At 73.2% G+C, this 23648-nt stretch carries 20 protein-coding genes; 11 read left to right on the plus strand and 9 right to left on the minus strand.

Annotation, left to right across the window (positions count from 1 at the left end; translation table 11 throughout):
• Positions 1 to 199: 199 nt before the first annotated feature.
• The 3 genes from ACNTMW_RS30035 to ACNTMW_RS30045 are packed head-to-tail and all read right to left on the minus strand — an operon-like array spanning position 200 to position 5116.
• Complete coding sequence (locus tag ACNTMW_RS30035; RefSeq protein ID WP_426637311.1) at positions 200 to 1840, minus strand: hypothetical protein; 1641 nt, start codon at positions 1838 to 1840, stop codon at positions 200 to 202.
• Positions 1837 to 3255, minus strand: a complete 1419-nt coding sequence (locus ACNTMW_RS30040; protein WP_426637312.1) for a tetratricopeptide repeat protein — start codon at positions 3253 to 3255, stop codon at positions 1837 to 1839. The genes ACNTMW_RS30035 and ACNTMW_RS30040 overlap by 4 nt, the downstream gene beginning before the upstream one ends.
• A gap of 16 nt (positions 3256 to 3271) precedes the next feature.
• Positions 3272 to 5116 carry a DUF4331 domain-containing protein gene (locus ACNTMW_RS30045; protein ID WP_426637313.1) on the minus strand — a complete coding sequence of 615 codons (1845 nt, stop codon included), beginning with the start codon at positions 5114 to 5116 and terminating at the stop codon, positions 3272 to 3274.
• A gap of 170 nt (positions 5117 to 5286) precedes the next feature.
• Here ACNTMW_RS30045 and mptB point away from each other — a divergent pair, with 170 nt between their 5' ends.
• Positions 5287 to 6795 carry a polyprenol phosphomannose-dependent alpha 1,6 mannosyltransferase MptB gene (mptB, locus tag ACNTMW_RS30050; RefSeq protein WP_426637314.1) on the plus strand — a complete coding sequence of 503 codons (1509 nt, stop codon included), beginning with the start codon at positions 5287 to 5289 and terminating at the stop codon, positions 6793 to 6795.
• A 31-nt stretch (positions 6796 to 6826) separates the two neighbouring features.
• Here the strand turns inward: mptB and ACNTMW_RS30055 are convergent, their stop codons facing one another.
• Both ACNTMW_RS30055 and ACNTMW_RS30060 read right to left on the minus strand, forming a co-directional pair.
• Positions 6827 to 7978, minus strand: coding sequence for a SigB/SigF/SigG family RNA polymerase sigma factor (locus ACNTMW_RS30055; RefSeq protein ID WP_426637315.1), 1152 nt, complete (start codon positions 7976 to 7978; stop codon positions 6827 to 6829).
• A gap of 96 nt (positions 7979 to 8074) precedes the next feature.
• Positions 8075 to 8869, minus strand: coding sequence for an STAS domain-containing protein (locus ACNTMW_RS30060; RefSeq protein ID WP_426637316.1), 795 nt, complete (start codon positions 8867 to 8869; stop codon positions 8075 to 8077).
• Positions 8870 to 9010: 141 nt separating this feature from the next.
• Here ACNTMW_RS30060 and ACNTMW_RS30065 point away from each other — a divergent pair, with 141 nt between their 5' ends.
• The 3 genes from ACNTMW_RS30065 to ACNTMW_RS30075 all read left to right on the plus strand — a co-directional run bounded on the left by ACNTMW_RS30065 (position 9011) and on the right by ACNTMW_RS30075 (position 11880).
• Positions 9011 to 9472: a Rieske (2Fe-2S) protein gene (locus ACNTMW_RS30065; protein ID WP_426637317.1), complete on the plus strand. Its 462-nt coding sequence runs from the start codon at positions 9011 to 9013 to the stop codon at positions 9470 to 9472.
• 23 nt (positions 9473 to 9495) lie between these two features.
• Positions 9496 to 11118 (plus strand): MFS transporter, encoded by a 1623-nt coding sequence (locus ACNTMW_RS30070; RefSeq protein ID WP_426637318.1) that lies wholly within the window; start codon positions 9496 to 9498, stop codon positions 11116 to 11118.
• A gap of 78 nt (positions 11119 to 11196) precedes the next feature.
• On the plus strand, positions 11197 to 11880 hold the full coding sequence (locus tag ACNTMW_RS30075; RefSeq protein ID WP_426637351.1) for a methyltransferase domain-containing protein: 684 nt from the start codon (positions 11197 to 11199) through the stop codon (positions 11878 to 11880).
• Between the two features lie 99 nt (positions 11881 to 11979).
• Here ACNTMW_RS30075 and ACNTMW_RS30080 read toward each other — a convergent pair whose 3' ends face one another.
• The 3 genes from ACNTMW_RS30080 to ACNTMW_RS30090 form a co-directional block, all read right to left on the minus strand.
• Positions 11980 to 13503 carry a potassium/proton antiporter gene (locus ACNTMW_RS30080; protein WP_426637319.1) on the minus strand — a complete coding sequence of 508 codons (1524 nt, stop codon included), beginning with the start codon at positions 13501 to 13503 and terminating at the stop codon, positions 11980 to 11982.
• Positions 13504 to 13608: 105 nt separating this feature from the next.
• Positions 13609 to 14448, minus strand: coding sequence for a bifunctional 5,10-methylenetetrahydrofolate dehydrogenase/5,10-methenyltetrahydrofolate cyclohydrolase (locus tag ACNTMW_RS30085; RefSeq protein WP_426637320.1), 840 nt, complete (start codon positions 14446 to 14448; stop codon positions 13609 to 13611).
• Positions 14445 to 15068: a cyclodeaminase/cyclohydrolase family protein gene (locus ACNTMW_RS30090; RefSeq protein ID WP_426637322.1), complete on the minus strand. Its 624-nt coding sequence runs from the start codon at positions 15066 to 15068 to the stop codon at positions 14445 to 14447. The genes ACNTMW_RS30085 and ACNTMW_RS30090 overlap by 4 nt, the downstream gene beginning before the upstream one ends.
• Before the next feature lie 270 nt (positions 15069 to 15338).
• Here ACNTMW_RS30090 and ACNTMW_RS30095 point away from each other — a divergent pair, with 270 nt between their 5' ends.
• The 7 genes from ACNTMW_RS30095 (at position 15339) to ACNTMW_RS30125 (ending at position 22692) form a co-directional block, all read left to right on the plus strand.
• Complete coding sequence (locus tag ACNTMW_RS30095) at positions 15339 to 15503, plus strand: hypothetical protein (RefSeq protein WP_426637323.1); 165 nt, start codon at positions 15339 to 15341, stop codon at positions 15501 to 15503.
• Between the two features lie 175 nt (positions 15504 to 15678).
• A complete protein-coding gene (locus tag ACNTMW_RS30100) occupies positions 15679 to 16689 on the plus strand; it encodes a phosphotransferase family protein (RefSeq protein WP_426637324.1) in 1011 nt (336 codons plus the stop codon).
• A gap of 5 nt (positions 16690 to 16694) precedes the next feature.
• Complete coding sequence (locus ACNTMW_RS30105) at positions 16695 to 17906, plus strand: acyl-CoA dehydrogenase family protein (RefSeq protein WP_426637325.1); 1212 nt, start codon at positions 16695 to 16697, stop codon at positions 17904 to 17906.
• Positions 17897 to 18511 carry a TetR/AcrR family transcriptional regulator gene (locus ACNTMW_RS30110; protein WP_426637326.1) on the plus strand — a complete coding sequence of 205 codons (615 nt, stop codon included), beginning with the start codon at positions 17897 to 17899 and terminating at the stop codon, positions 18509 to 18511. The genes ACNTMW_RS30105 and ACNTMW_RS30110 overlap by 10 nt, the downstream gene beginning before the upstream one ends.
• A gap of 287 nt (positions 18512 to 18798) precedes the next feature.
• Positions 18799 to 20997 (plus strand): molybdopterin oxidoreductase family protein, encoded by a 2199-nt coding sequence (locus ACNTMW_RS30115; RefSeq protein ID WP_426637328.1) that lies wholly within the window; start codon positions 18799 to 18801, stop codon positions 20995 to 20997.
• Between the two features lie 313 nt (positions 20998 to 21310).
• Entirely contained in the window at positions 21311 to 21967 is a 657-nt protein-coding gene (locus ACNTMW_RS30120; RefSeq protein ID WP_426637329.1) for a hypothetical protein, read from the plus strand.
• Between the two features lie 167 nt (positions 21968 to 22134).
• Entirely contained in the window at positions 22135 to 22692 is a 558-nt protein-coding gene (locus tag ACNTMW_RS30125) for a hypothetical protein (RefSeq protein ID WP_426637330.1), read from the plus strand.
• A gap of 71 nt (positions 22693 to 22763) precedes the next feature.
• Here the strand turns inward: ACNTMW_RS30125 and ACNTMW_RS30130 are convergent, their stop codons facing one another.
• Positions 22764 to 23501 (minus strand): polysaccharide deacetylase family protein, encoded by a 738-nt coding sequence (locus ACNTMW_RS30130; RefSeq protein ID WP_426637331.1) that lies wholly within the window; start codon positions 23499 to 23501, stop codon positions 22764 to 22766.
• Positions 23502 to 23648 lie beyond the last annotated feature (147 nt).

Consider the following 23648-nt stretch of genomic DNA (forward strand, 5'->3'; position numbering starts at 1 on the left):
GCTTTGCGCGCATAGTTTCAGGCCACCGGGCCGCTTGAAAAGCTCACGCCCTCGGCCGGACCCAACAGTAACCGACCCGAGACCTGCGAAATCTCGCTGTAACACGGGCGGCGGTCGTCTCCGGTGGCCGTTCCCGGTGATCGTTTCCGGTGGTCGTCTGCGGTGATCGTGTCCGGTGATCGTCGCCAGGCGCCGCGGGTCAGAGCACCCCGGCGGCGGCGCGGACCGACAGCCCGACACCGACCAGCATGACCAGGGCCGCGGTCAGGGTCGACGCGGCCGCCGGTACGCGCGCCGCGAGCGGGCTCAGCCGCCGGGCCAGCCGCGCCCAACCGGCAGCCGCGGTCACCCGGCGCTGCACCACGACCAGGAGCAGGCCGGCGCCGGTGAGCGCGGCGGCCATGCCGAGCCCGTACCCGAGGACGAGCAGGACGCCGAAGCCGGCCCGGCCCAGCCCGACCGCGCCGAGCAGGACGACCAGGGCGGACGGGCTGGGTACGAGGCCACCGGCGAGGCCGATGCCGGCGAGGCCGAGTCGGCTGGGCCGGCCGGCCCGCGGCGGATGATCGTGCCCGTGCGGGTGGGAGTGGCCGTGCTGGTCGGGATGCCCGTGCGGGTCGGGATGCCCGTGCGCGTCGGGATGCCCGTGCGGGTCGGAGTGGGAGTGGCCGTGGGAGTGGGAGTGGGAGTGGGAGTGGGAGTGGCCGTGCGGCTGGCCGGCGCCGCGGCGCAGTCCACCGACGAGCATGCCGAGGCCGACGGCGGTCACCAGGATCCCGCTCGCCAGACCGAGGTAGCCGAGCAGGCGGTCGCCGGCCAGGGCGCTCGACGTACTCAGCAGCAGCCCGATCACCAGTACCGCGCCGGTGTGGGTGAGCGTGACCATCGCGCCCACGGAGACCGCGTCGCGGATCCGGCCCTGCCGGCCGGCGAGGTAGGCCGCCAGGACGGTCTTGCCGTGCCCGGGCAGCGCGGCGTGCCCGGCGCCGAGCAGGATCGCGACCAGGACCGCCAGGACGCCGACGACCGGGGTGAGGTCGCGCCCGGCAGCCAGGTGCTCCAGCCGCCGGTCGGCGCCCGCCAGCCACCGGCTCACCGGATCACCGGCGGCCGTCGCGCCGGGGCCGCCCGCGGCGCGGCCGGCTCCGGTGTCGCCGCGTCCGGCGGAACCGCCCACGGCGGAACCGCCCGCCGCCGGTTCGGTCCGCAGCCGTGCCGAGCGCACGTCCGGTGACGAGGAGAGCAGGTCGGTCGGGTACGACCGGAGCTGGTCACTGACGCTGGTCGCGGGCAACGGGGAGTCGATCAGCCGTACCCCGTCGCCGACCGCCGTCATCTCGCGCCAGCCGACCCGGTCGGCGCGCCAGCGGTTGGTGACCGTGACCGTGGTCGCCGAGGCGAGCCGGGCAGGGGCGCTGAGCCCGCAGGTCAGCCGGCTCGTCGGCAGGCCGCCGCTGCCCGGGGCGTACTCCAGCGCCGGTGCCCGCACCGTCCACGCCAACCGTTCCCGGCCGGCGCGGACCTCGAACTCCCGCGCCAGTTCGGCGCAGGTGGCCGCGGCGTACGCCGACCGCTCGGCGTCGCCGACCGTACCGTCGTGGTCGGTGTCGACCCCGGCGCGCTCCTGCATCGTCGGGATCTCCGCGATGTCGACGATCGCGGTCACCTCGACGCGGTCGGGGCGCAGCGTCAGACCCTCGTACTGGTTGACCGAGAAGTTGCCGAGCGGGTGGGCGGCGGCGGGATGGGCCAGGCAGCCGAGCACGCCGATGGTGACCAGCACGCCGAGCACCAGCACGAGCGCGAGGCGGCGGACCAGGGTGGGCACGGGACGCGTCACGGGGTGGCTCCCAGGCCGGCCAGGGCCGCGCGCGCAGCCGGCGCGTCGACCGGCGAGAAGGTGGGGTTGGTCCGCAGCGCCCGGCCGAGGTCGGCGCGCGCGGCGTCGCGCTGGCCGAGGGCCAGCTCGATCATCCCGAGGTGGTAGGCGTACCCGGCGGCGCGCGCACCGGTCGCGGCGACCCGCTGGGCGTAGCCGAGGGCCTCGGCGTCCCGGCCGGCCGCGTGCAGCGCCCAGGCCAGCGTGTCGGCGACGTCGACGTGCTGGCGGCGCTGCCACTCGGCGCTCGCGGCGTCGACCGCCTCCGCCGGCCGGCCCCGGGCGAGCGCCAGCGCGGCGGAGGCCAGCCCGTCCACGCCGCCGTTGCCGGTGAACAGCTCGTGCGCGGCGACGGCCAGCCGTACCTGCTCGTCGGCCTGCGCCGCGCGGCCGGCCGCCCGCAGCAGCTCGGCGTACTCGAGCAGGTCCGCAGGCGTCGGGGCGCGCCGGGTCAGCTCGGCCCAGGTGGCCAGGGCGGCGTCGGTACGCCCGGCCGCGGCGGCGGTCCGGGCCCGCCCGCGCAGGCCGGCGGTGGCGCCCGGGTCGGCGGCGAGGGCCGCGCCGTACTCGCGCTCGGCGGTCGCCAGGTCCCCGACCTGCCAGGCGAGGTCGCCGAGCTGGCTGTGGCAGAACGCCGCGTCGTGCGGGTCGAGCGCGTCGTCGAGCGCCCGGCGCATCAGGTCGGCCGCCTCGGTCACCCGGCCGCGCAGCTCCAGGTCGTACGAGGCGCGGGCGTACGAGGGCAGGCCGGGCCGCAGGTCCAGCATGCGCTGCACCGCCTCGGTGGCCCCGGCCGCGTCGCCGAGCTGGGTCAGCGCGTCGGTGAGCACCCCGTACGCGTCCGCGCTGGCCGGGTTGACCGCCAGCGCCGCCCGCGCCTGGTCGCTGGCTTCCGTGAAGTCGTGTCGGGCGTTGGCGAGCGCGCCGAGCGCGACCAGCCCCTCGGCGTTGCCGTCCGGCCGGCGGGCCAGCGACTCGCGGGCCGCGCCGTCGGCCTTGGGGTAGTACGTCGGGTCGGCGCTGACCCGCGCCTTCTCCAGGTACGCCGAGCTGAGCGCGGCCCAGGCGTGCCAGTCGCCGGGGACGTCGCGCAGCCGCTGCTGCTGCCGGGCGATCGTCGCGGCGAGGAGGTCGGCCGGACCGGTACCGCCGCCGCGCCCGGCCGCGGTCTCGCCGTCCCGGCCGGGTCGGGCCTGCGGAGCGAACGCGCCGGCGGCCAGGACCAGTGCCAGGGCGGCGACACCGACCAGCGCGACCACCCCGGCGGAGCGCGCGGCGGAGCGGCCGAGGGTGGGCAGCCGCAGGCCGCCGAGGGTGGGCAGCCGCAGGCGGCTGAGGAGGGGCAGCCGCCTGCGGCTCGGGAACCGGCTCATCATCGTCCCGGGATACCGGTCACCGTCGTTGCGGCGGGTCGGTCACGACCACCGCCGGCTTCGCCGCGCCATGGACCGGTACGAGCGCGGGACGGCGCTGCCGACCGACGATGCGGTACCGGCTCGCCAGGAAGCCGCCCAGGGCCACCAGCGCCGCCAGGCCGCCGAGGGCCAGCGGGGTACCGGTGCCCGACCCGCCGAAGAAGCCCTTGGTCTCGGTCGCGACCGAGCCGTGGGTGTTCACGCCGTTGGTGTTGGGCAGGGCGACGTACGGGAAGCTGGCCTCGAAGTCCCGGTCGTTTGCGTCGACCTTGTCACCGGCCGCCAGCGCGTCGACGAGCTTGCCACTGGCCGCCGCGCCCTCCATCGCCTGGATGCTGATGTCGATGACGTCGTCGGTCAGCCGGCGCCCGTTGGGGAAGCCCTGCTTGTCGCCGCCGAGGACGCCCAGCCGGTTGGGGCTCTTGGTGACCGGCACCATCATGTTCAGCCGTAGCTGCTCGGACGGTACGAACCGGTTGGGATCGACGTGGTAGTTGTTGAGCTGCGAGTTGAGGTCGGCCTTGATCGGGCCGCCGGCCTTGGTGGTGATCCCGGTCAGGAAGATCTCGGCGAGGTCGTTGCGCGGCCCCGCCGGCGCCGGGATCTTGTAGATGCCCTCGATCAGCTTGGGCAGTTCCGGGTTGAGGACGCGGTCGACGATCTCCTTGATCCCGGCGTCCTTGTCCGGCGACAGCGAGTTGAAGGCGTCCTTGAGCCCGGCGGGCACGACGACCTCGTTGACCAGCGGGTTGCCCAGCCGCGAAACCTGGACCTGGTCGTTGTCCCGGTTGGCCCGGTACCCGTCGCGGTCCTTGTTCCGGCCGCGGTTCTTGTCCTGGTACTTGCCGCTGTCCTCGTACCGGTTGTTGCCGCCGTACCCGTTGTGCGTGGCGGACCCGCTCGCGCCGGCGTCCTTGTTCGCCGCGTCCTTGTTCGCCGCGTCCTTGTTCGCCGCGTCCTTGTTCCCGGCGTCGAAGCCGCTCACCCGGACCCGGTCGCGTTCGGCGGTGGCCCACGCGCCGATCACCGGGTTGCGGTGGGCGTCGCCCTTGAGCGCCAGGTCGGAGGACTTCACCTGCAACGCGATCGTGTTGACGTTGTACCCGCCGAGGGTGTCCTGGCCGGTCTCGCTCAGGTTGGCGCCGTAGAGCAGGTCGAACACCCGCAGGTCGGCGAAGAACGGGTCGTCGGCCTGTCCGGCGAAGCTCTTCACCCCGGCGCTCAGCGACAGCGACGCCTGGTCGCGCAGCTTCTTGTAGTCGGGCATGGAGGCCTGGCCGACCCGGGACGGGGCCACCGGCGCGTCCTTGACCAGGGTCTTCCACGCGTCGCCCGAGGTCCACTTCTCCAGCGTGTACACCTGCCGGAACAGCAGGTTCGGGTCGTCGAGGGAGGTGACCGGTCCGTTGTTGTACAGGAACGTCGCGTTGCCGCGCTTGTCGATGTTCTTGAACGACCAGCGGAACTTCACGTCGGCGACGGCGTCACCGTCGTTGTCGACGTTGACCAGGTACGAGGCGTCCGTGGCGAACGGGAAGAAGTTCGGCCCGCCGTTGGGCTCCTGGAACGGCACCCAGTTGGACACGAACGTGACCGTGTCCGACCGGTCGGGGCTGACGAACGCGTAGAAGTCGGTGTTGTCGACCGCCGGGTCGGCGGCCACGAGTGGTGCTTCCCGGTGGCTGGACGCGGTGGCCGGGCCGGGCCCGAGGCCGTACCACGACGCGGCCACAACCAGGCCGACCGCCACGGCCGCCGTGCCTCGCCGGACCCACCCGCCGCGTCGCGCGGCCGTTGGGAGTGGTGGGATGGGGGTCATCATCGTCCCTTTCACGCAGGCTTTCGTGCCGGACCACCCACTGGTACGGAGCCCGCCCACGGACGGTTCGATCGACTGCGATCGCGATGTGCCAGATACCGGCGGGACCCGTCGGTACGGCCGGACACCCGTCGACTTCGTACTGGTGACGCCAGGGTGCGAGCATGGGCGACGTGTCAGCTCTGCATCGGCTGCGGGTGGCCCGCTACCTGGGGACTTTCGGCGCCGTGATGGTGGCGGTCGCCGCGTACCTGGGTGGCGCGCTGCCCGACGGTGACCTCCTGTCGACGCCGACCCGGATCCTCGCGACGCCGGTCGGGCCGTACTGCCTGGCGGCCTGGCTCGTCGGCACCGCGCTCATGGTCGCCGCGTGGCTGCTGGCCGGCCGCGCCGGACCGCTGCCGGCCCGGTGGGTGCTGGTCACCGCCGCGCTGTGGGTACTGCCGCTGGCCCTGGCGCCGCCGCTGGGCAGCCGGGACGTGTACGCCTACGCCTGCCAGGGCGCGGTGTACCTGGGGGGCCTGAACCCGTACCAGGTGGGGCCGGACGCGTTGCCCTGCCCGTGGATAGACACCATGTCGTACATCTGGCGCGACACCCCCGCCCCGTACGGGCCGCTGTACCTGGCGGCCACCGCCGGGGCCGTCAAGATCTCGGGCGGCCACCTGTGGGTGGTCCTTGGGCTGCTGCGGCTCATGGCGGTCGTCGGCGTCGGCGTCGCCACCACGTACCTGCGGCGCCTCGCGCAGGCGTGCGGCGTCGACGACGCCAGGGCCACCTGGCTGGCCCTGGCCGCGCCGGTGACCGGCATACACCTGGTCTCCGGCGGGCACAACGACGCCCTGATGATCGGCTTCTGCCTGGCCGGCCTGGTCTACGCGGCGCGCCGCCACCCGCTGGCCGCCGGCGCGCTGATCGGCCTGGCGGTTGCGGTGAAGGCCACCGCCGGGATCGCGCTGCCGTTCGCGGTGCTGCTCGCGGTGCGCCCCGACCGCTCCTGGCGCCGGCTGTGCGGCGCGGCGGCGTGGGCGGCGCTCGGCTTCGCGGTCACGTACGGTGCCATCGCCCTGGTGACCGGGCTCGGCGTCGGCTGGCTCGCCGGCCTGAGGTACAGCGGTGAGACGGTCCAGTGGACGTCGGTGCCGACCGGGGTGGGTATGGCGGTCGGGTACGTCGGGCGGCTGTTCGGTGACCGGCACCTGTACCGGGGGGCGGTCGACGCCAGCCGCACCGCAGCCCTGGCCGTGCTGGCCGTGGTCCTCGTCGCGACGTGGTGGCGGGCCCGGGGTCGGGACGCCCGGCAGACCGTCGGGTACGCCGGGGGCGCGCTGCTCGTCGCCACGATGCTCGCGCCCGTGTTCCACCCGTGGTACTGGCTGCTGCCCATCACCGTGCTGGCCGCCGCCGGGGTGGCGGCGCGCTGGGCGGTGGCGGTCACCGCGGCCCTGGCGTTCCTGGTACTCCCGGACGGCTACAGTCTGGCCCGGGCCATCCAGGCGCCCGGCGCCTTCGCCGCACTCGCCGCCGCGATCGCGGCGGTGGTGTGGTGGGGGCGGCGGTACCTGACCGGGCGGCGCCTCGCCCCGGCCGGTGCGGCCGCACCGGCTCACGACGTCTCCGGGGTCGAGGCAGGCGTCCCTCCGACCGCCGAGAGCGCCCCGGTACCCCCGGTGGAGAGGTAGCGGAGCGCCCGTCGACGGGCGTACGCCCGGGTCAGTCCTGGCGCAGCAGGTCCTCCCGCAGCCGGTCGAGGGTACGGCTGAGCAGCCGGGACACGTGCATCTGCGAGATGCCCAGGTCCCGGGCGATCTCCGCCTGGGTCATGTTGCCGTAGAACCGCAGGCTCAGGATCTTCTGCTCGCGGTGCGGCAGCTTCGCGAGCAGCGGGTGCAGCGCCTCCCGGAACTCGACCGCGTCCAGCCCGTCGTCCTCCTGACCGAGCCAGTCGGCCGGGGTCATGGCGTCCTCGCCGGGGTGCGTCGGCGCGTACAGCGAGCTGGCCCGGTAGCCGCTGGCCGCCACCATGGCCTCGACCACCGGCTCCTCGTCGATGTCGAGGTGGTCGGCCACGTCCCGGACGGTGGGGGAGCGGCCGAGCCGCTGGGTCAGCGACTCCCGCGCCTGGTTGATCTCCAGGCGTAGCTCCTGCAACCGGCGGGGGACCCGTACGCTCCAGCCCCGGTCGCGGAAGTGCCGCTTGAGCTCGCCCACGATGGTCGGCGTGGCGTAGCTGGCGAAGTCCGTCGTGTGGCTGGGGTCGAACCGGTCGACCGCTTTCAGGAGGCCGACCGCGGCGACCTGGTTGAGGTCGGCGGCCGACTCGCCGAGGCCGTGGAAGCGGCGGGCGAGCCGTTCGGCGTACGGCAGGCACGCCTCGACGACGCGCTGGCGCAGGTGCCGCCGGTGCGGGTCGTCGGTGGGCAGTTGACTGATCGTCCACAGCAGGGTGTTGATCTCGTCACCCCACAGGCCCTGCCACTGGTGCCGGTCCGTGCCCAGATGCTCGACGTTGTCGGCGCGCTCCGCCGACGACGGCAGTTCGACCGGTGGGTCGTAGGCGGCCAGGGCCTTGGCCGATCCGGTGATCTCCAGAACTTCGAGCGCCAGCCCCTGCGCGCCCTGTACCCGCAGCGTGCCGCCGCGTTCGGAGAGTTGTTCCTGTACCCGGAGCATCACGCCGACGGCGCTGGCGTCGATCAGCCGGACGCCGGCAAGGTCGACGACGACCTGTTCGGCGCCGGCGTCGAGTTGCTCGAACAGGACGAGCCTGAGCCGCACCGAGGCGGCAAAATCCAGCACGCCGGTGATCTTGACTAAATGTATGGAGTCGAAACGCCAGACTTCGACATGTGCGGTTTCGGCCATGAGCGGCCCCCATCGTCGCGGAGACCCACCGTCCTTTCCATCTGCGAGGCCGCTCAAACCTCACGTGGTCGACAATGTTTGCCCAGGCCGCAGGGGTTACCGTCGGTTGCCGCCCGGTAACTGAAGGGTGGCCCAGACCACCTTGCCGTTTTCGGTCGGCGTGCTGCCCCAGCCGGCCGCGAGCGCCTCCACGATCTTCAGACCCCGGCCGTCGGCCTCCAGATCGTTGTCGGATCCGCCCAGCCGCGGTGCCGCGCGGCAGTCGTCGCGCACCGACAGGTGCAGGTACCGCTGGCGCAGCGACACGGTCAGCTCCATCTGGGTACCCGCGTGCCGCAGCGAGTTGGCCACCAGTTCGGTGGTCACGATCTGGGCGCGGTCGGTGACGGTGTCGACGTTCCAGCCGGTACAGGCGCGCCGCACCAGCGTGCGGGCCTTGCCCAGGGACCGGGGCACCGGCTTGAGGACCTGGCTGGCGCGCCGCCGGGGCACCGCGGTCACCCGGCTGGCGAGCGCCTGCTCCACGGTCGGGTAGACCGGGACCGACCGGCAGACGGCCATCCGCTCCAGCGCCGCCGACAGTTGCGGCCCGGGGGCACCGAGCACCAGCGACGCGCCGGGCCACGCGGCGGCGTGGCTTGCCATGGAGGGCAGGACGGAAAGTACGATGTCGTCGTCGGTGTCCATCGTCGACACGTCGAGGACGATCAACTCTGGCTGGCTGGCCAGGCACTGCAGCAGGGTGGCACGAACGGCGGGCGCGGTCTCGACCGTCAGCGTTCCGGCGAGGCGCACCAGTGCGACGGGGGACTGCCGCTCGACACGGCAGGACAGGTCCCGGCCGGGCCCACCGGCCTCCTTCCGCCTCGTCCAGAACGATCGCGGTAACACGGTCTCTCCTTATGGCCGCGGATCTTTGCCAGCGCGACTACCCCGTCCCGGCTTCGGTAACCATCGTCGTTGCGAATGTGGGCATATCCAGGTCATGACCGGGTAGCGGGGCCTGTCGTAGCCGGTACGGGAGGCAGCACCATGGACCGCCAGGTCAGCCGACGCGAGGTACTGCTCGGCAGCGCCGCGCTGGGCGGGCTGTCGCTGGCCGGGATGACGCTCTCCGGCTGCAGCAGGTACTCACCGCCCCCGAACGGCGCCCCGGGCGGTGACGAGCAGGGTGACCGTACCCCCGCGCCGGGCCAGGGCGGCGAGGGCATCCTCGACACCACCGACCACATCCCGGTCGGCGGGGGACGGGTGTACCCGCCCCACCAGGTGGTGGTGACCCAGCCGGCCGCGGGTGACTTCAAGTGCTTCCGTGCGGTCTGCCCCCACGCCGGCTGCCTGGTCAACAAGGTGGCGGACGGCGCGATCGACTGCCCCTGCCACGGCAGCAGGTTCTCGATCACCAACGGCGCGGCCATCCAGGGGCCGGCGACGAAGCCGCTCGAGCCGAGGGCCATCACGGTCGACATCGATCAGGTCCGGCTGCTGGACTGAGGTGGAACCGAGGACCGGAGAGCGTGACAACGACCAACACCCACGCGGCCCCGGCCGCGAGTGCCCCCGCTCCCGGCGGCCCGTCGGCGTGGGCGCCGCTGCGCCACAAGTGGTTCCGGGCGCTGTGGCTGGCGCAGTTCGCCTCCAGCGTCGGCGGCTGGATGCAGACGGTCGCCGCCCAGTGGCTGATGCTGACCCTGACCCGCGCCCCACTGCCGGTGGCGCTGGTACAGACGGCGCTGAGCCTGCCGGTCTTCCTGTTCGGGCTGCCGGCCGGCGCCCTCGGCGACGTGCTGGACCGCCGCCGCCTGTTGGTCGCCTCGCAGGCGTTCACGCTGGTCGCGGCGGCGGTGCTGGCCGCGCTGGCCTTCGTCGGGCTGATGTCGCCCTTGCTGCTGCTGACGTTCACGTTCCTCATCGGTACCGGCGGTGCGCTCATGGCCCCGGCATGGATCGCCATCCAGCCGGGCCTGGTCGCCCGCGAGGAGATACCGCAGGCCACCGCGATCAACGCGGTGAGCATCAACCTGTCCCGGGCGGTCGGTCCGGCCATCGGCGGGGTGATCGTGGCCGCCGCGGGTGCGGCGGCGGCGTTCGCGGTGAACGCCCTGTCGTTCGTCGGGGCGCTGGTTACCCTGCAGCGCTGGCCGCACCGTCCCGACCCGCGCCCGCTCGGCGCCGAACCGATCATGTCGGCGATGCGGACCGGCCTGGCCTACGTCCGCCACTCGCCGCCGGTGCAGGTGGTGCTGGCACGGGCCGCCCTGTTCCTGGTCTTCTCGTCCGGGATGTGGGCGCTACTGCCGATCGTGGCCTCCCGCCACCTGGGCCTCGGCTCCGCCGGGTACGGAATGCTGCTCAGCATGATCGGGCTGGGTGCGGTGGTCGGCGCCCTGATCCTGAACCGGGCGCGGGAACGGTTCGGGTTGGAGGCGACGGTCAATACCTGCATCGTCGTGTTCGGCCTCGGCATGGTGGAGCTGGCGCTCGCCCCCGGCCTGCTCCCACCCGACCTGGTCGATCTGGTGTTGATGGGGATCGCCTGGATCGGCAGCCTGTCGTCGCTGAGCGCGGCCGCACAGACCTCGCTGCCCAGCTGGGTGCGGGCCCGGGCGATGGCGGTGTACCTGCTGGTCTTCCAGGGCACCCAGGCCCTGGGCAGTGTCGTGTGGGGCGCGTTCGCCGAGAGGTACGGCGCCACGCTCGCGCTGGGCATCGCCGGCGCCGGGGTGATCGTCGGCCCGCTCGCGACGATAACCCGGCCGCTGACCATGGGGACCTACTACGAGCGGGAGCTCGCGTCGCTGTCACCGGAGCCCCGGCTCGGGCCCAGCTACACCCACGACACCGGCCCGGTGCTGGTGATCCGCGAGTACAAGGTCCCCCCGGAGAACGCGCGGGAGTTCGAGAACGCGATGCGGCTGGTACGGGGCAGCCGGCGCCGGTTCGGCGCGCAGCGCTGGAACCTGTACCACGACGCCGAAGACCCCACGATGTACGTCGAGACGTTCACCGCCAACAGTTGGCAGGAGCATCTGCGTCAGCATGCCGAGCGAACGACCGCGGCGGACCGGATGATGGAGAGGCAGGCGCTGAAGTTCGCCCGTGGTGAACCGCGGACGACGCACCTGATCTCGGCCGAGTGACCGCCGCCCGGCCGCGAGCGCACCGGAGGGGACTCCTTGACCTGGCACGCGGGGGCGGCGCCGCCCGGCCGGCGCCGGATGGAAACGCTGGACCGGCACCTCACCGAAGCCACCGAGGACCTGTTCGCCCACGACGACCGGCTGCGCGGGCTCGCCGTCGACGCCCGCTTCGACCGCGGCGTCGCCCACCTCACCGGTGACGTCGCCGACGGCAAGGAACTGCTGCTGGTACGCCGGCTGGTCGGCCGGCTCGCCGGCGTGCTCGCCGTCTGGTCCCGGGTACGGGTGGCCGGCCGGGTGCCCGTGGTGCTGGACCTCGGCTGCGGCGACACCAAGCAGTACCCGGACAACGTCGGCGTCGACCTGCGGCCGGCGGCGGGCGTGGACGTACGGGTCGATCTGCGCCACGGGCTCCCGTTCGACGACCGCTGCGCCGACGTGATCTTCGCGGTACACGTGCTGGAGCACCTGGCCGACTTCCTGCCGCTGGTCGACGAGTGCCACCGGGTGCTGCGCCCGGACGGCGTACTGCACCTGCTCAGCCCGTGGTGGCGGCACGTGAACGCGGTGGCTGACCCGACCCATGTGCGGCTGCTCGACGTCCAGACGGTCAAGGGGATCTGCCGGCGTCCCGGCAGCTCCCGGCGCTGGTACCCGCTGCACGCCGGCTGTGACGGCGCGACCGTGTTCGGCGACCTGACCCCGCTGGCCGAGCACGACCCGGGCCCGGACGAGGCGCACCTGGCGCGGTTCTTCGACTGACCCGCCACTTCCATGATCGTGAAGGCTTCGCGGATCACGGTCCCACGAATGCCTTTCGTGATCACGGAAGAAGAGGGGTCATGGGGGAGGACGGAGTGATCACGGGAAGGTGAGGCGGGCGGGGCCGTCCGGGTCGCCGGTCTCCCCGTACCAGGCGGCCAGCCGGCCCGCCCGGGCCACCGCCCGCAGCCGCCGCTCGACCGCCTGGCGCTTGGCCGTCGTCGCGACCACGAGGAGCTGGTCGCCGGTGTTGAGCCGGGTCGTCGGCTGCGGCACGAAGGCGTGCCCGTCGCGTACGATCAGGGTGACCGCGCACGGCTCGGGCAGGCGCAGCTCGAACACCTCCACGCCGTGCAGGCGGGAGCCGGGTTCGATGGTCAGCTCGATCAGCTCGGCGTCGATCGTGTCCAGCGGCGCGGTCTCGACCTGGAGTTCCCGTCCGGCGGTGCCGGGTATCAGCCGCAGCCGGCGCGCCAGCCACGGCAGGGCCGGCGCCTGGACCAGGATGAAGATGGCGACCAGGACGAAGACCACGTTGAGCAGCTGATGGCTGCCGGGCACCCGGGCGACGACCGGGATCGTCGCGAGCACGATCGGCACCGCGCCGCGCAGCCCGGCGAACGACAGGAACAGCTGTTCGGGCGGCGGTACCCGGAAGGGCGTCAGGCACAGCAGGATCGACAGCGGGCGGGCGGCCAGCAGCAGGACCGTCCCGATCAGGAGCGCCGGTACCACGCTCGCCGCCAGTTCGTGCGGGCTGACCAGCAGGCCGAGCATGACGAACAGGCTGATCTGTGCGATCCAGCCCAGCCCTTCGGCCACCGAGCGGGTCGCCCGCCGGTGCGGCAACCCGGCGTTGCCCAGGATCAGGGAGGCCACGTACGCGGCGAGGAAGCCGCTGGCGTGGGCCGCCCCGGCAGCCGCGAACGCCAGGATGCCGACGGCCATCACCGCCAGCGAGTGCAGGCCCGAGGTTCCCAGCGACAGCCGGCGCAGCAGCCGCACCCCGCCGATGCCGACGGCCAGTCCGGTCGCGGCACCGACCACCAGTTCGTACCCGAGGTCGACGAGCAGTCGCAGCGCGCCGTGGCCGCTGATGGCGGCGGTGCTCAGCGCCACGACGAGGATGACCGACGGCGCGTCGTTGATGCCCGACTCCGCCTCGAGCAGGCCGGTCAGGCGCCGGGGCAGGGACAGCGACCGCAGGACCGAGAACACGGCCGCCGCGTCGGTCGATGACACCACCGCCCCCAGTAGCAGCGCCAACTGCCAGGGCAGGTGCAGTGCGACATGCGCGGCGACGGCGACGACCGCCACGCTGATCAGGACGCCGACGGTGGCGAGGACCGAGGCGGGCACCAGGACCGGCCGGATGAGCGACAGGTCGGTGCTCAGACCGCCCTCGACCAGGATCACGGCGAGCGCGGCGGTGCCGAGCGCCTGGGCCAGCGCGGTGTTGTCGAAGCGCAGCCCGAGACCGTCCTCGCCGAGGAACGCCCCGACCGCCAGGAACGCGAGCAGCACCGGCAGCCCGATCCGGTAGGCCAGCCGCGCGGCGACGACGCTGACCAGCAGGATCACGGCGCCGGCGAGCAGGAAGAGATACACCTGGTGCAGACTCATTGCCGCAATCTTCGCCCGAATCGAGTTCAGATGACGGTGATACCGACGACCGTGCTCATGATCGCGGAGATTTTTCCGTGCCGGAACACGGAAAAATCTCCGCGATCACGCGAGTGAATGTGTCGCCGCCGTGACGTTGCGGAGCAGCAGGGCGGTCGTCACCGGCCCGACGCCTCCCGGTACCGGTGTGACGGCGGCGGCCACCGGCTCCACGGCCGCGGTGTCGACGTCCCCGACGAGCCCTCCGTCCTCGGTCGGGTTGGTGCCCACGTCGATGACGACCGCGCCGGGCTTGACGTGGTCCGCGCCGAGCATCCGGGCCCGGCCGACGGCCGCGACCAGGACGTCCCCGTGCCGGGTGTGGGCGGCGAGGTCGCGGGTACGCGAGTGGCAGATCGTCACGGTCGCGTTCTCGGCCAGCAGCAGCAGGGCGGCCGGCTTACCGACGACGTTGCTGCGCCCGACGACGACCACGTCGGCGCCCTCCAGCGGCACCTGCTCGCGCTTGAGGATCTCCACGACCGCCTGCGCCGTGGCCGGGGCGAACGCCGGCAGCCCGGCGGCCAGCCGGCCGAGGCTCTCCGGGTTGGCGCCGTCGACGTCCTTGGCCGGCGCGATGTGCTGGCCGACCTGGTCGAGCGTGACGCCCTTGGGTAGCGGCGTCTGGCAGATGATCCCGTGTACCGCCGGGTCGGCCGAGAGCGCGGCGAGTTCGGTGACCAGTTCGACGGCGGTCGTGCCGTGCAGGTCGATCTGACGCGCTTCGATGCCGACCTTCGTCGCGCTGCGGACGATGGACCGCACGTACCACGCGGTGGCCTCGTCGTCGGTGGGCACCACGATCGCCAGCGTCGGCGTGGTGCCGGCGGCGCGCAGCCGGGCCACGTCCTCGGTCACGTCCCGCAGGATGGCCGCCGAGATGGCGCGCCCGTCGATGAGGGTCACCGCTGCAGCCCCTTCCGGACGGAGGCGACGATCGCGCCGGCGCGATCGAGGTCACGCTCGATCGAGGCGACCGCGTCGCCGAGCCGGGCCTGCTCGTCGGGGTCCTTGATCGCGGCCCGGTTGATCTCGATGTTGACGATCGCCGCCTCCAGGCCGCCGCGCGCGCTGCTGGCGGCGACCGCCACGTCGGACAGGACGTTGACGTTGGCGCCCGGGAGGATCCGCTCGGCCAGGTCGAGCACGGTCGCGGCGGCCTGGGCGGTGCGCCACGGCACGTCCGCGGCGCCGAGCAGGGCCCGCTGGATGCGGGCCGACCGGGCGGCCTTCTCCTCGTCGGTGCCCTTGGGCAGCTTGTACGCGTCGGTCACCGCGGTGAAGGCACGGGCGTCGTCGTCGGCCAGCTGGATGGCCCGGCGCCGCTGCTCGGCGGCCTGCTCCCGAGCCTCGATCATGGTCTGCTCGTGCTCGGCGTACCGCGGGTTGCCGATGGTCAGGTTGGTGACCATCTCCACCAGGCCGGCCGCCATGGCCACCTGCATCGCGGCGGCGGCGCCACCGCCCGGGGCGGGCGCCGAGGAGGCGAGGTCGTCGAGCCAGGCGCCGATCTCCTGGTGCTGCACGGTGAACTCCCGTCTGCTTCCGGTGCCGCTTCGGCCGGGACGTCCGGTGCCCGTCCGGCGCGGGTCGCCCTCGGTCAAGAGTTAAGCAGACCGGCCGGTGCGCACGATCAGCCGGGCGCGCCCCGCGGTCCGATGACCCCGCCTACCCGGTAACGGCCCCGTCCGCACGGCTGGCCGCCGCGATTTCGACCCGGCGCCGACACGGTCCCGACGCATTCGGCCGGTACACCCGATCCCGTACCCCAACGACGTGACGAGGAGGTGCGGCCGGTGCGTGCGACCACGACATCGCGGGCGGTGCTCGAATCGGTGACCCCGCGGATCGACTCGGAGCGGCGGTGCCGGTGCGGCGCCACGGTCGTGTGGGACGAGGTGTACGGCTGGCTGCACGCGGCCGGCCGGGTGGGGCGGTGCCGGGTGCCCCACCCGGCCTGAGCCGGTCAGCTACCCTGCGGCTGGTCCAGCAGGGCTTCGAAGACCCGCAGGGTCTGCGGAGACGAGTTGGGCGTACGGGGCATGGTTGAAACCTCATATACGAAGACTTGATGGGCAAGGCTCGGCCGTTGACTGCTCGGCGCCACGTGGCTAGCCTGCATACCGACCAGTCGGTATGCAGGAGGTGGCCGTGCCCGATCAAACCTCGCCGCCGGGGCTCGACCTCGACCGGGCCGCGCCGTACCTCGCGCAGGCGGGGCTGACCGGTCCGCTCACCGCCGCGGTGATCAGCGGCGGCCGGTCGAACCTCACCTACCGGGTCAGCGGCGCGACGGGACAGGTGGTCGTCCGGCGCCCACCGCTCGGGCACGTCCTGCCGTCCGCGCACGACATGGCCCGCGAGTACCGGGTGATCAGCGCGCTGTCGGGGATCGGCTTCCCGGTGCCGCGGCCGCTGCTGCTGTGCCCGGACGCGCAACCGATCGGCGCGCCGTTCTACGTGATGGAGTACGTCGACGGCGTGGTCATGCGCGGCCGCACCCCGGTCACCCCGGACCAGGCGCGCGACTGCGGGTACCGGCTGGTCGACCTGCTCGTCCGGCTGCACGGCGTGGACCACGAGGCGGTGGGGCTGTCGGACTTCGGGCGGCCCGAGGGGTACCTGCAACGCCAGGTGCGCCGCTGGCACCAGCAGTGGGAACGCTCGAAGACCCGCGAGCTGCCGCTGCTGGAAGAGGTGACCGAGCGGCTGGCCAAGGACATCCCCGAGTCGCCCCGCGCCGGCATCGTGCACGGCGACTACCGCCTCGACAACGTCATGTTCTCCCGGAGTCTCGACACCATCCTCGCGGTGATGGACTGGGAGATGGCCACGGTCGGCGATCCACTCGCAGACGTCGGCCTGCTGGTCGTGTACACCGACCTGGCGCACCTGAAGCTGATCCCGCCGGTACCGGACGGTTTTCCGACCGGCGCGCAGCTCGCGGCGCGCTACGCGGCGGCGACCGGCATCGACGTCGCGCGGCTGAACTGGTACGTGGCCTTCGGCAACTACAAGCTGGCCGTCATCAGCGAGGGCATCCACGCCCGTTACCTACAGGGCAAGACCGTCGGTGCCGGGTTCGAGACGTTCGGGCCCGCGGTGCCGGCGCTGATCGAGCGGGCAGCCGCGATCCTAGGGGAGTAGAGACGATGGACTTCGCCTTCGGCGAACGGGCCCTGGACATCCAGCGGCGGGCCGAGGAGTTCCTACGCGAGTGCGTGTACCCGGCGGAGGAGACGTTCGCCGCGCAGGTCGCCGAGCGCCCCGGCGAGTGGGACTCCCCGCCGGTGGTGGAGGAGCTCAAGAAGGAGGCCCGCAAGCGGGGCCTGTGGAACCTGTTCCTGCCGCACTCCGAGTTCGGCGCCGGCCTGTCCAACCTGGAGTACGCGCCGGTCGCCGAGCTGACCGGCCGCAGCCCGCTGATCGCCCCCGAGGCGATGAACTGCGCCGCCCCGGACACCGGCAACATGGAGATCCTGGCCATGTTCGGTACCCCGGCGCAGCAGGAGCGCTGGCTGAAGCCGCTGCTGGACGGCGAGATCCGCTCCTGCTTCTCGATGACTGAGCCGGAGGTGGCCAGTTCGGACGCCACCAACATCGCCACCCGCATCGAGCGCGACGGCGACTCCTACGTCGTCAACGGGCGCAAGTGGTGGTCGTCCGGCGCGATGAACCCGCGCTGCAAGGTCTCCATCGTGATGGGCGTCAGCGACCCCGACGGGCCCAAGCACCGCCGGCACAGCATGATCCTGGTGCCGTTCGGTACCCCGGGGATGACCGTGGTGCGCCCCACCACCGTCTTCGGCTACACCGACGCCCCGCACGGCGGGCACGCCGAGATCGGATTCGACAACGTCCGGGTACCCGCCGAGAACCTGCTCGGCGTGGAGAACGAGGGCTTCGCGCTCGCCCAGGCGCGGCTCGGGCCGGGCCGCATCCACCACTGCATGCGCCTGATCGGCATGGCCGAACGCGCGCTGGAGCTGATGTGCCAGCGGGTACTGTCCCGGCAGACGTTCGGCGTCGCGATCGCCCAGCACGGCGTGGTGCAGGAGTGGATCGCCGAGGCGCGCATCCGCCTGGAGCAGGCCCGGCTGCTGACCCTCAAGACCGCCTGGCTGATGGACACCGTCGGCAACAAGGGCGCGGCCCAGGAGATCTCGGCGATCAAGGTGGTCGCGCCGGAGACCGCGCGGTGGGTCATCGACCGGGCCATCCAGGCGTACGGCGCGGCCGGCGTCAGCCAGGACACCCCGCTGGCGAACCTGTACTCGCACGCGCGCACCCTCCAGCTCGCCGACGGCCCGGACGAGGTGCACCGCCGCTCGGTCGCCCGGCGGGAGCTGGCCAGATGGCGTTAGACAGCGTCGCCGGCGCCGCCGCGGCCGGCCCGGTGCAGACCCGGCTGCTCGCGGCGGCGGTCAGCCTGTTCGCCGAGAAGGGCTTCGACGCCACCTCGGTGCAGGAGGTCGTCGAGCGGGCCGACGTCACCAAGGGGGCGATGTACCACTACTTCCGCTCCAAGGACGACCTGCTGTACGAGATCTACCACGGCCTGATCAGCCAGCAGCTCACCGACCTCGACCGCATCCTGGCCGCCGGCGGCGAGCCCGGGGACGTGATCCGCGCGATCATCGTCGACCTCGTCGAGACGACCGCCGCCCGGCTGGCCGAGGCGGCCGTGTTCTCCCGGGAGATGCACCGGCTGTCGGCCGACCGCCGGGCCGCGCTGCGGGCCCAGCGGCGCCGGTACCACGAGGCGTTCCGCGACCTGGTGGCGCGCGGGCAGGCCGACGGCGTGTTCGCGGCGGTGGCGTCGGCCGACACCGTGACGCTGATCGTGTTCGGGGTGGTCAACCAGCTGCCGCAGTGGTACCAGCCGGACGGGCCGAAGTCGCCGCGGCAGCTGGCCGACGAGGTGGCCGACTTCGTGCTCGCCGGGCTGGCGGTACCGCCCGCCTCCTGAGGGGCGCTTCTCTTGTCCGTGGTGCGGCACTCGTGCGTGGCAATTGCGTCCGGCGGCACCCTCAAACTCATCGCCGACTTCGGCGACGAACAGCTCAAGGTCGCGTAACGCCTGCCAGTCACGGCGGCCCAGTACGGAATTTGCATGAGGGCGTCCCTCTTCCGCCGTACCCGGTCAGAGGGGCGCCCTTCTCGCCAACAAGGCAAGAACATTGACCGATGACCCCCTCCCCGGCCGGGCCGGAACACGGTTTACTGACCGGTAACTTCAGTCGACGGGGAGGGTCCATGACCGACGAGGTGCGCACCGCGTACACCACCTGCCCGCTGTGCGAGGCCACCTGCGGCCTGGCGGTGACCGTCTCCGACGGGCGGATCACGGGCGTCCGCGGGGACGCCGACGACGTGTTCAGCCACGGCTTCATCTGCCCCAAGGGCGCCTCGCTCGGCCAGCTCGACGCCGACCCCGACCGGCTGAGCGCGCCGCGGATCCGCCGGGACGGTGCGCTCGTGCCGACGGACTGGGACACCGCCTTCGAGGCCGTCGACGCCGGGTTGACCAGGATCATCGCCGAGTACGGCCGGGACGCCGTCGCGCTCTACCTCGGCAACCCCAACGTGCACACCCTTGCCGGCAACCTCTACGCGGGGATGCTGCGCAAGGCGCTCGGCTCCCGCAACGTCTACACCGCCTCCACGCTGGACCAGATGCCCAAGCACGTGTCGTGCGGGTACCTGTTCGGCGGCCCGTTCGCGATCCCGGTACCCGACATCGACCGCACCGACTTCCTGCTGATCCTCGGCGCCGACCCGTACTCGTCCAACGGCAGCTTGTGGACGGTGCCCGACGCGCCGGGGCGCCTGCGGGCGTTGCAGGCGCGCGGCGGCCGCTTCGTCGTGGTCGACCCGCGCCGCAGCCGCACCGCCAAGGCGGCCGACCGGTACGTACCGATCCGGCCCGGTACCGACGTGTGCCTGCTGCTCGGCATGGTGCACGAGCTGTTCGCCGCGTCGCTGGTCTCGCTCGGCCGGCTGAGTGAGCATGTCACCGGGGTCGACGAGGTGCGCGAGCTGGTCGCGCCGTTCAGTCCGGAGGCGGTGGCGCCGCGCTGCGGGGTCGACGCGGCGACCATCCGCGAGCTGACCCGGGAACTGGCGGCCGCCGAACGCGCCGCGGTGTACGGGCGGATCGGCACCACCACCGTCGCGTACGGCACCGTGACGAGCTGGCTGGTCGACGTCCTGAACGTGCTCACCGGCAACCTCGACCGCGCGGGCGGGGCGATGTTCCCGCTGCCCGCGCACAGCCGGCCCGGCACGGGCACCGGGCCGGGGTTCACCACCGGGCGCTGGCGCAGCCGGGTCCGCGGCCTGCCCGAGGTGCTCGGGGAGCTGCCGTCGGTCACGCTCGCCGATGAGATCGAAACCCCGGGTGAGGGGCAGGTACGGGCCCTGGTCACCGTCGCCGGCAACCCGGCGTCGTCGGTACCCAACGCCGACCGGCTGGCCCGCGCCATCGCCACGCTCGACTTCGTGGTCAGCGTCGACCCGTACGTCAACGAGACCTCCCGGCACGCCGACGTGATCCTGCCGCCGCCCCCGCCGAGCCGCGGCGCGCACTACGACTTCGCGTTCTACGGCTTCGCCGTCCGCAACGTCGCCAACTTCTCGCCGCCGGTCCTGCCGCTCGACGAGGGCATGCGCGACGAGTGCGAGATCTACCTGCGGCTCGCGGCCATCGCCGGTGGCCTCGGCTGGCGCACCGACGTGGCGGCCTGGCAGGACGACCAGCTCCGGACCACGCTGGAGAAGAACGGCCTGACGTTGGACGCGCTGACCGGCGACACCCCGGCGGAGCGCCTGATCGACCTGCGGCTGCGCACCGGAGCGTACGGCGACGGTTTCGGTCGCGACCCCGGCGGCCTGTCGCTTTCGACACTGCGGGACAAGCCGCACGGTGTCGACCTCGGCCCGCTCGCCCCGCGTGTCCCGGAGATCCTGCGTACCCCGTCGGGGCGGATCGAGCTGTGCCCACAGCCGATCGCCGCCGAGGTACGCGCGCTCGCCGCCGCGCCGGCGCCGCAGCCGGACGGGTTCGTCGTCGTCGGCCGCCGGCACCTGCGCTCCAACAACTCCTGGCTGCACAACGTGCCCACGCTGGTGAAGGGGCGCGAGCTGTGCACCGTCGTGGTCAACCGGGCCGACGCCGCGCGGCTGGGCCTGACCGACGGCGGTAGGGCGCGGGTCACCTCCCGGGTCGGGCAGGTCGAGCTGACCGTGGAGGTGACCGACGACATCGCGCCGGGCGTGCTGAGCATCCCGCACGGTTGGGGGCACGACCTGCCCGGGGTGGAGCTGTCGGTCGCGACGCGTACCGCCGGGGCCAACGCCAACGTGCTCACCGACGACCTGCGGGTGGACCCGCTGTCGGGTACCGCCGTGCTCAACGGCACCCCGGTGACGATCGAGGCGACGGGAAGGTCCTGAGTCCCGGTGCGCCCGCCCGGGTGACGGGCGCACCGGGGTCCGGCGGGACATTCGTCCACGAGGGATTGTCGATTCGCCGGGGGCGGTCGCCGCGCGGTGTTTTACACCAGCCGTGACAGGGTGTTCACTGAGAATCAACACCCGGTGGCGAAGTCGGCTTGCGACGCCGGAAACCATTGCACCCCTTGGATAAATGTCTTCACGGCATGGCAGACTTTCATTGATCACGAGGTGCTCGTGTTCCGTTGCCGTCGCCATCCGGGTCCTCTCCACCGGGCGGCGCCTGATCGTTCACCTCCATGGAGGCCCCACCGTGGCTGGCTACACCATCACCATCACGTCCAATGACGAGGTCGGCGCCCAAACCACCATCCGGGTGGAGACGGCGGCCGGCAGCCCCCGCATCACCGAGCTCACCGTGCGCGCGGCGGACGGTGGCGCGATCTTCCCCGAGAAGCTGCCGGCGCTGAGCCTCGACCAGCTCATCGCCGCGCTCGTACCGTCCGGGGTGCCGGCCGGCGCCACCGCGCCGGACCCGACCCCATCGGCGCCGACCACCAAGGCGTCGGGTACCGAACTGCCGGCCGGGCCGGCGTCCGAGCCGCTGCCGGCGTCCGAGGCGGTACCGGCCGACGAGCCGGAGCCGGTGGCCGCGCCGGCCGACGAGGTCGAGACCCCGGCGGCCCCGGTGGAGTCGCCGGCGCGGACCGCTCGGTCGACGCGCGCGAAGAAGACCCGTACCGCCCCCGCGAAGAAGGCTCCGGCGCACCCCCGCCAGACCAAGGCCGACAGTGCGCAGACGGCCAACGGCCGCCGGGCGTACCGCCGGATGCCGGACAGCACCGAACTGCTCGCGGCCTACCGCGAGGTGGGCGGCACCACCGCGCTCGCCCGGCACTACGGCGTACCCCGCCACACCGCCACCGGTTGGCTGCGCCGCCTGCGCATGCAGGGTCTGCTCGAATCCTGAGAGCCCCGAGACGGTTCCCGTACCGCCGCGCGGCGGTACGGGAACCGGAAAACCCGCTGGCGGGCGCGACGGTCACGGGTCGCCAGGGTGCCGTATCCGGTGGTCACCGGTCATCGACCGGGCGCCGCCGGCCGGTACCGTGTGCCGGCACTTCGAGAGGAGATGATGTGAGCGTCCCGCCCGCACCGCAGCCCTACGGTGGGCACCCGCAGCAGCCGTACGGCGGCCAGCCGCAGCAGCCCTACGGTGGGCACCCGCAGCAGCCCTACGGCGGCCAGCCGCACGGCTACGGCGCGCCGCCACCGGTGCCGGGCGGCGCGCCCCATCCCGGCGCGGCGATCGCGCTCACCACGAAGTTCCTGCCGCTGGCGTTCTTCTACTACCTCGTCAAGCCGAAGGTCAGCATCGACGGGTACCCGGTCGCGGCGGAGTGGGGGCGGACCGTCATCCCGGTCCCGCCGGGTGACCACCGGGTCGACGTCCACACGCCGTACATCCTGCCGCCGCGGATCGGGCCGGCCGACACCGTCGTCAGCGTGGCACCCGGACAGACGCTCGAACTGGAGTACCGCTCGCCGGTCGTCGCGTTCTCCCGAGGATCCCTCGGCGCGCCGCCGCAGAAGTACAACGGCGTGCCGGTCCTCATCGCGCTGCTGGCCATCGTCGTCGTGTTCGGACTGTGTGCCTGCGTGCTGCCGCTGCTGGGCGCGTCGACCTCGTCCTGACGGCTGTTGCGCGCCGGTCGCCGCCGGTGGAGCCGGGCGGCCGGCGTCCGGCGTGGAGACCGGCCGCCGGGTCAGCCGCCCGTGGCGCCCGGTCCACCCGGGACGCCGTGCTCGGCGAGCGGGCCGAGCCGCAGCCCCCGGGACCGGACCCCGTCGATCAGGGCCGGCAGCGCGGCGAGGGTACGCCGCCACGAGCCCGGCGCGGAGGTGCAGTCGGAGTCGTGCAGCAGGACCGTACCGCCGCCACGCAGCCGGCGCGTGACGGTGGTCAGGACCGACTCCGGGGTGGCGCGGGCCTCCCAGTCACGGCCCCAGGCCGTCCACAGCACCGGCGTGAGGTCCAGCCGCCGGGCGGCGTACAGCGCCGCCGTGGTCAGCACCCCGTACGGCGGCCGGAACCACCGGGGTTGCCGGCCGGTCGCCGCGCCGATGAGGTCACGGGCGCGGGCGAGGTCGTCGTAGGTCGCGCGCGGGCCACGGGCGAGGTGGCAGCGGTGCTGCCAGCCGTGCACGGCGACCTCGTGCCCGGCCGCCACCAACTCGGCACCCAGCTCCGGCGCCCGGCTGAGCATGTCGCCCAGCAGGAAGAACGTCGCCCGTACCGCACGGTCGTGCAGCAGGTCCAGGAACGCGGGCGTGGACGCCGGGTCGGGGCCGTCGTCGAACGTCAGCGCCACGTGGTCGGGGTCCCCGACGCCGGCCAGGTTCGGCAGCAGCAGGCGGCGCAGCGGGGTCAGCGCGGTCAGCCCGGGGGCCGCGTGGGCGGCCGCGAGCACGGTACCGGCAGCCAGCACGGTGGAGCGTCTCACGCCAGCACTCTATGCGCCCGCGCGGAGGTGCTCCCCACCGCGCGGGCGTCCGGCGGGTGGTGGCCTGACACCGGCACGGCCGCCCGGTGGCGGTGGCCGGTCGTGCGGAATATCCGCCAGGTGTCCCACGTGGATGCTTTCCCGCGC

This window comes from Planosporangium spinosum (assembly GCF_049999945.1).
In the GTDB taxonomy this organism is placed as follows: Bacteria; Actinomycetota; Actinomycetes; order Mycobacteriales; family Micromonosporaceae; genus Planosporangium; species Planosporangium spinosum.

Coding starts and splice junctions, on each gene's coding strand:
- ACNTMW_RS30040 (WP_426637312.1), bottom strand. CDS start 3,255: ATGATGAGCCGGTTCCCGAGCCGCAGGCGGCTGCCCCTCCTCAGCCGC.
- ACNTMW_RS30045 (WP_426637313.1), bottom strand. CDS start 5,116: ATGATGACCCCCATCCCACCACTCCCAACGGCCGCGCGACGCGGCGGG.
- ACNTMW_RS30055 (WP_426637315.1), bottom strand. CDS start 7,978: ATGGCCGAAACCGCACATGTCGAAGTCTGGCGTTTCGACTCCATACAT.
- ACNTMW_RS30065 (WP_426637317.1), top strand. CDS start 9,011: ATGGACCGCCAGGTCAGCCGACGCGAGGTACTGCTCGGCAGCGCCGCG.
- ACNTMW_RS30075 (WP_426637351.1), top strand. CDS start 11,197: ATGGAAACGCTGGACCGGCACCTCACCGAAGCCACCGAGGACCTGTTC.
- ACNTMW_RS30080 (WP_426637319.1), bottom strand. CDS start 13,503: ATGAGTCTGCACCAGGTGTATCTCTTCCTGCTCGCCGGCGCCGTGATC.
- ACNTMW_RS30100 (WP_426637324.1), top strand. CDS start 15,679: ATGCAGGAGGTGGCCGTGCCCGATCAAACCTCGCCGCCGGGGCTCGAC.
- ACNTMW_RS30105 (WP_426637325.1), top strand. CDS start 16,695: ATGGACTTCGCCTTCGGCGAACGGGCCCTGGACATCCAGCGGCGGGCC.
- ACNTMW_RS30110 (WP_426637326.1), top strand. CDS start 17,897: ATGGCGTTAGACAGCGTCGCCGGCGCCGCCGCGGCCGGCCCGGTGCAG.
- ACNTMW_RS30115 (WP_426637328.1), top strand. CDS start 18,799: ATGACCGACGAGGTGCGCACCGCGTACACCACCTGCCCGCTGTGCGAG.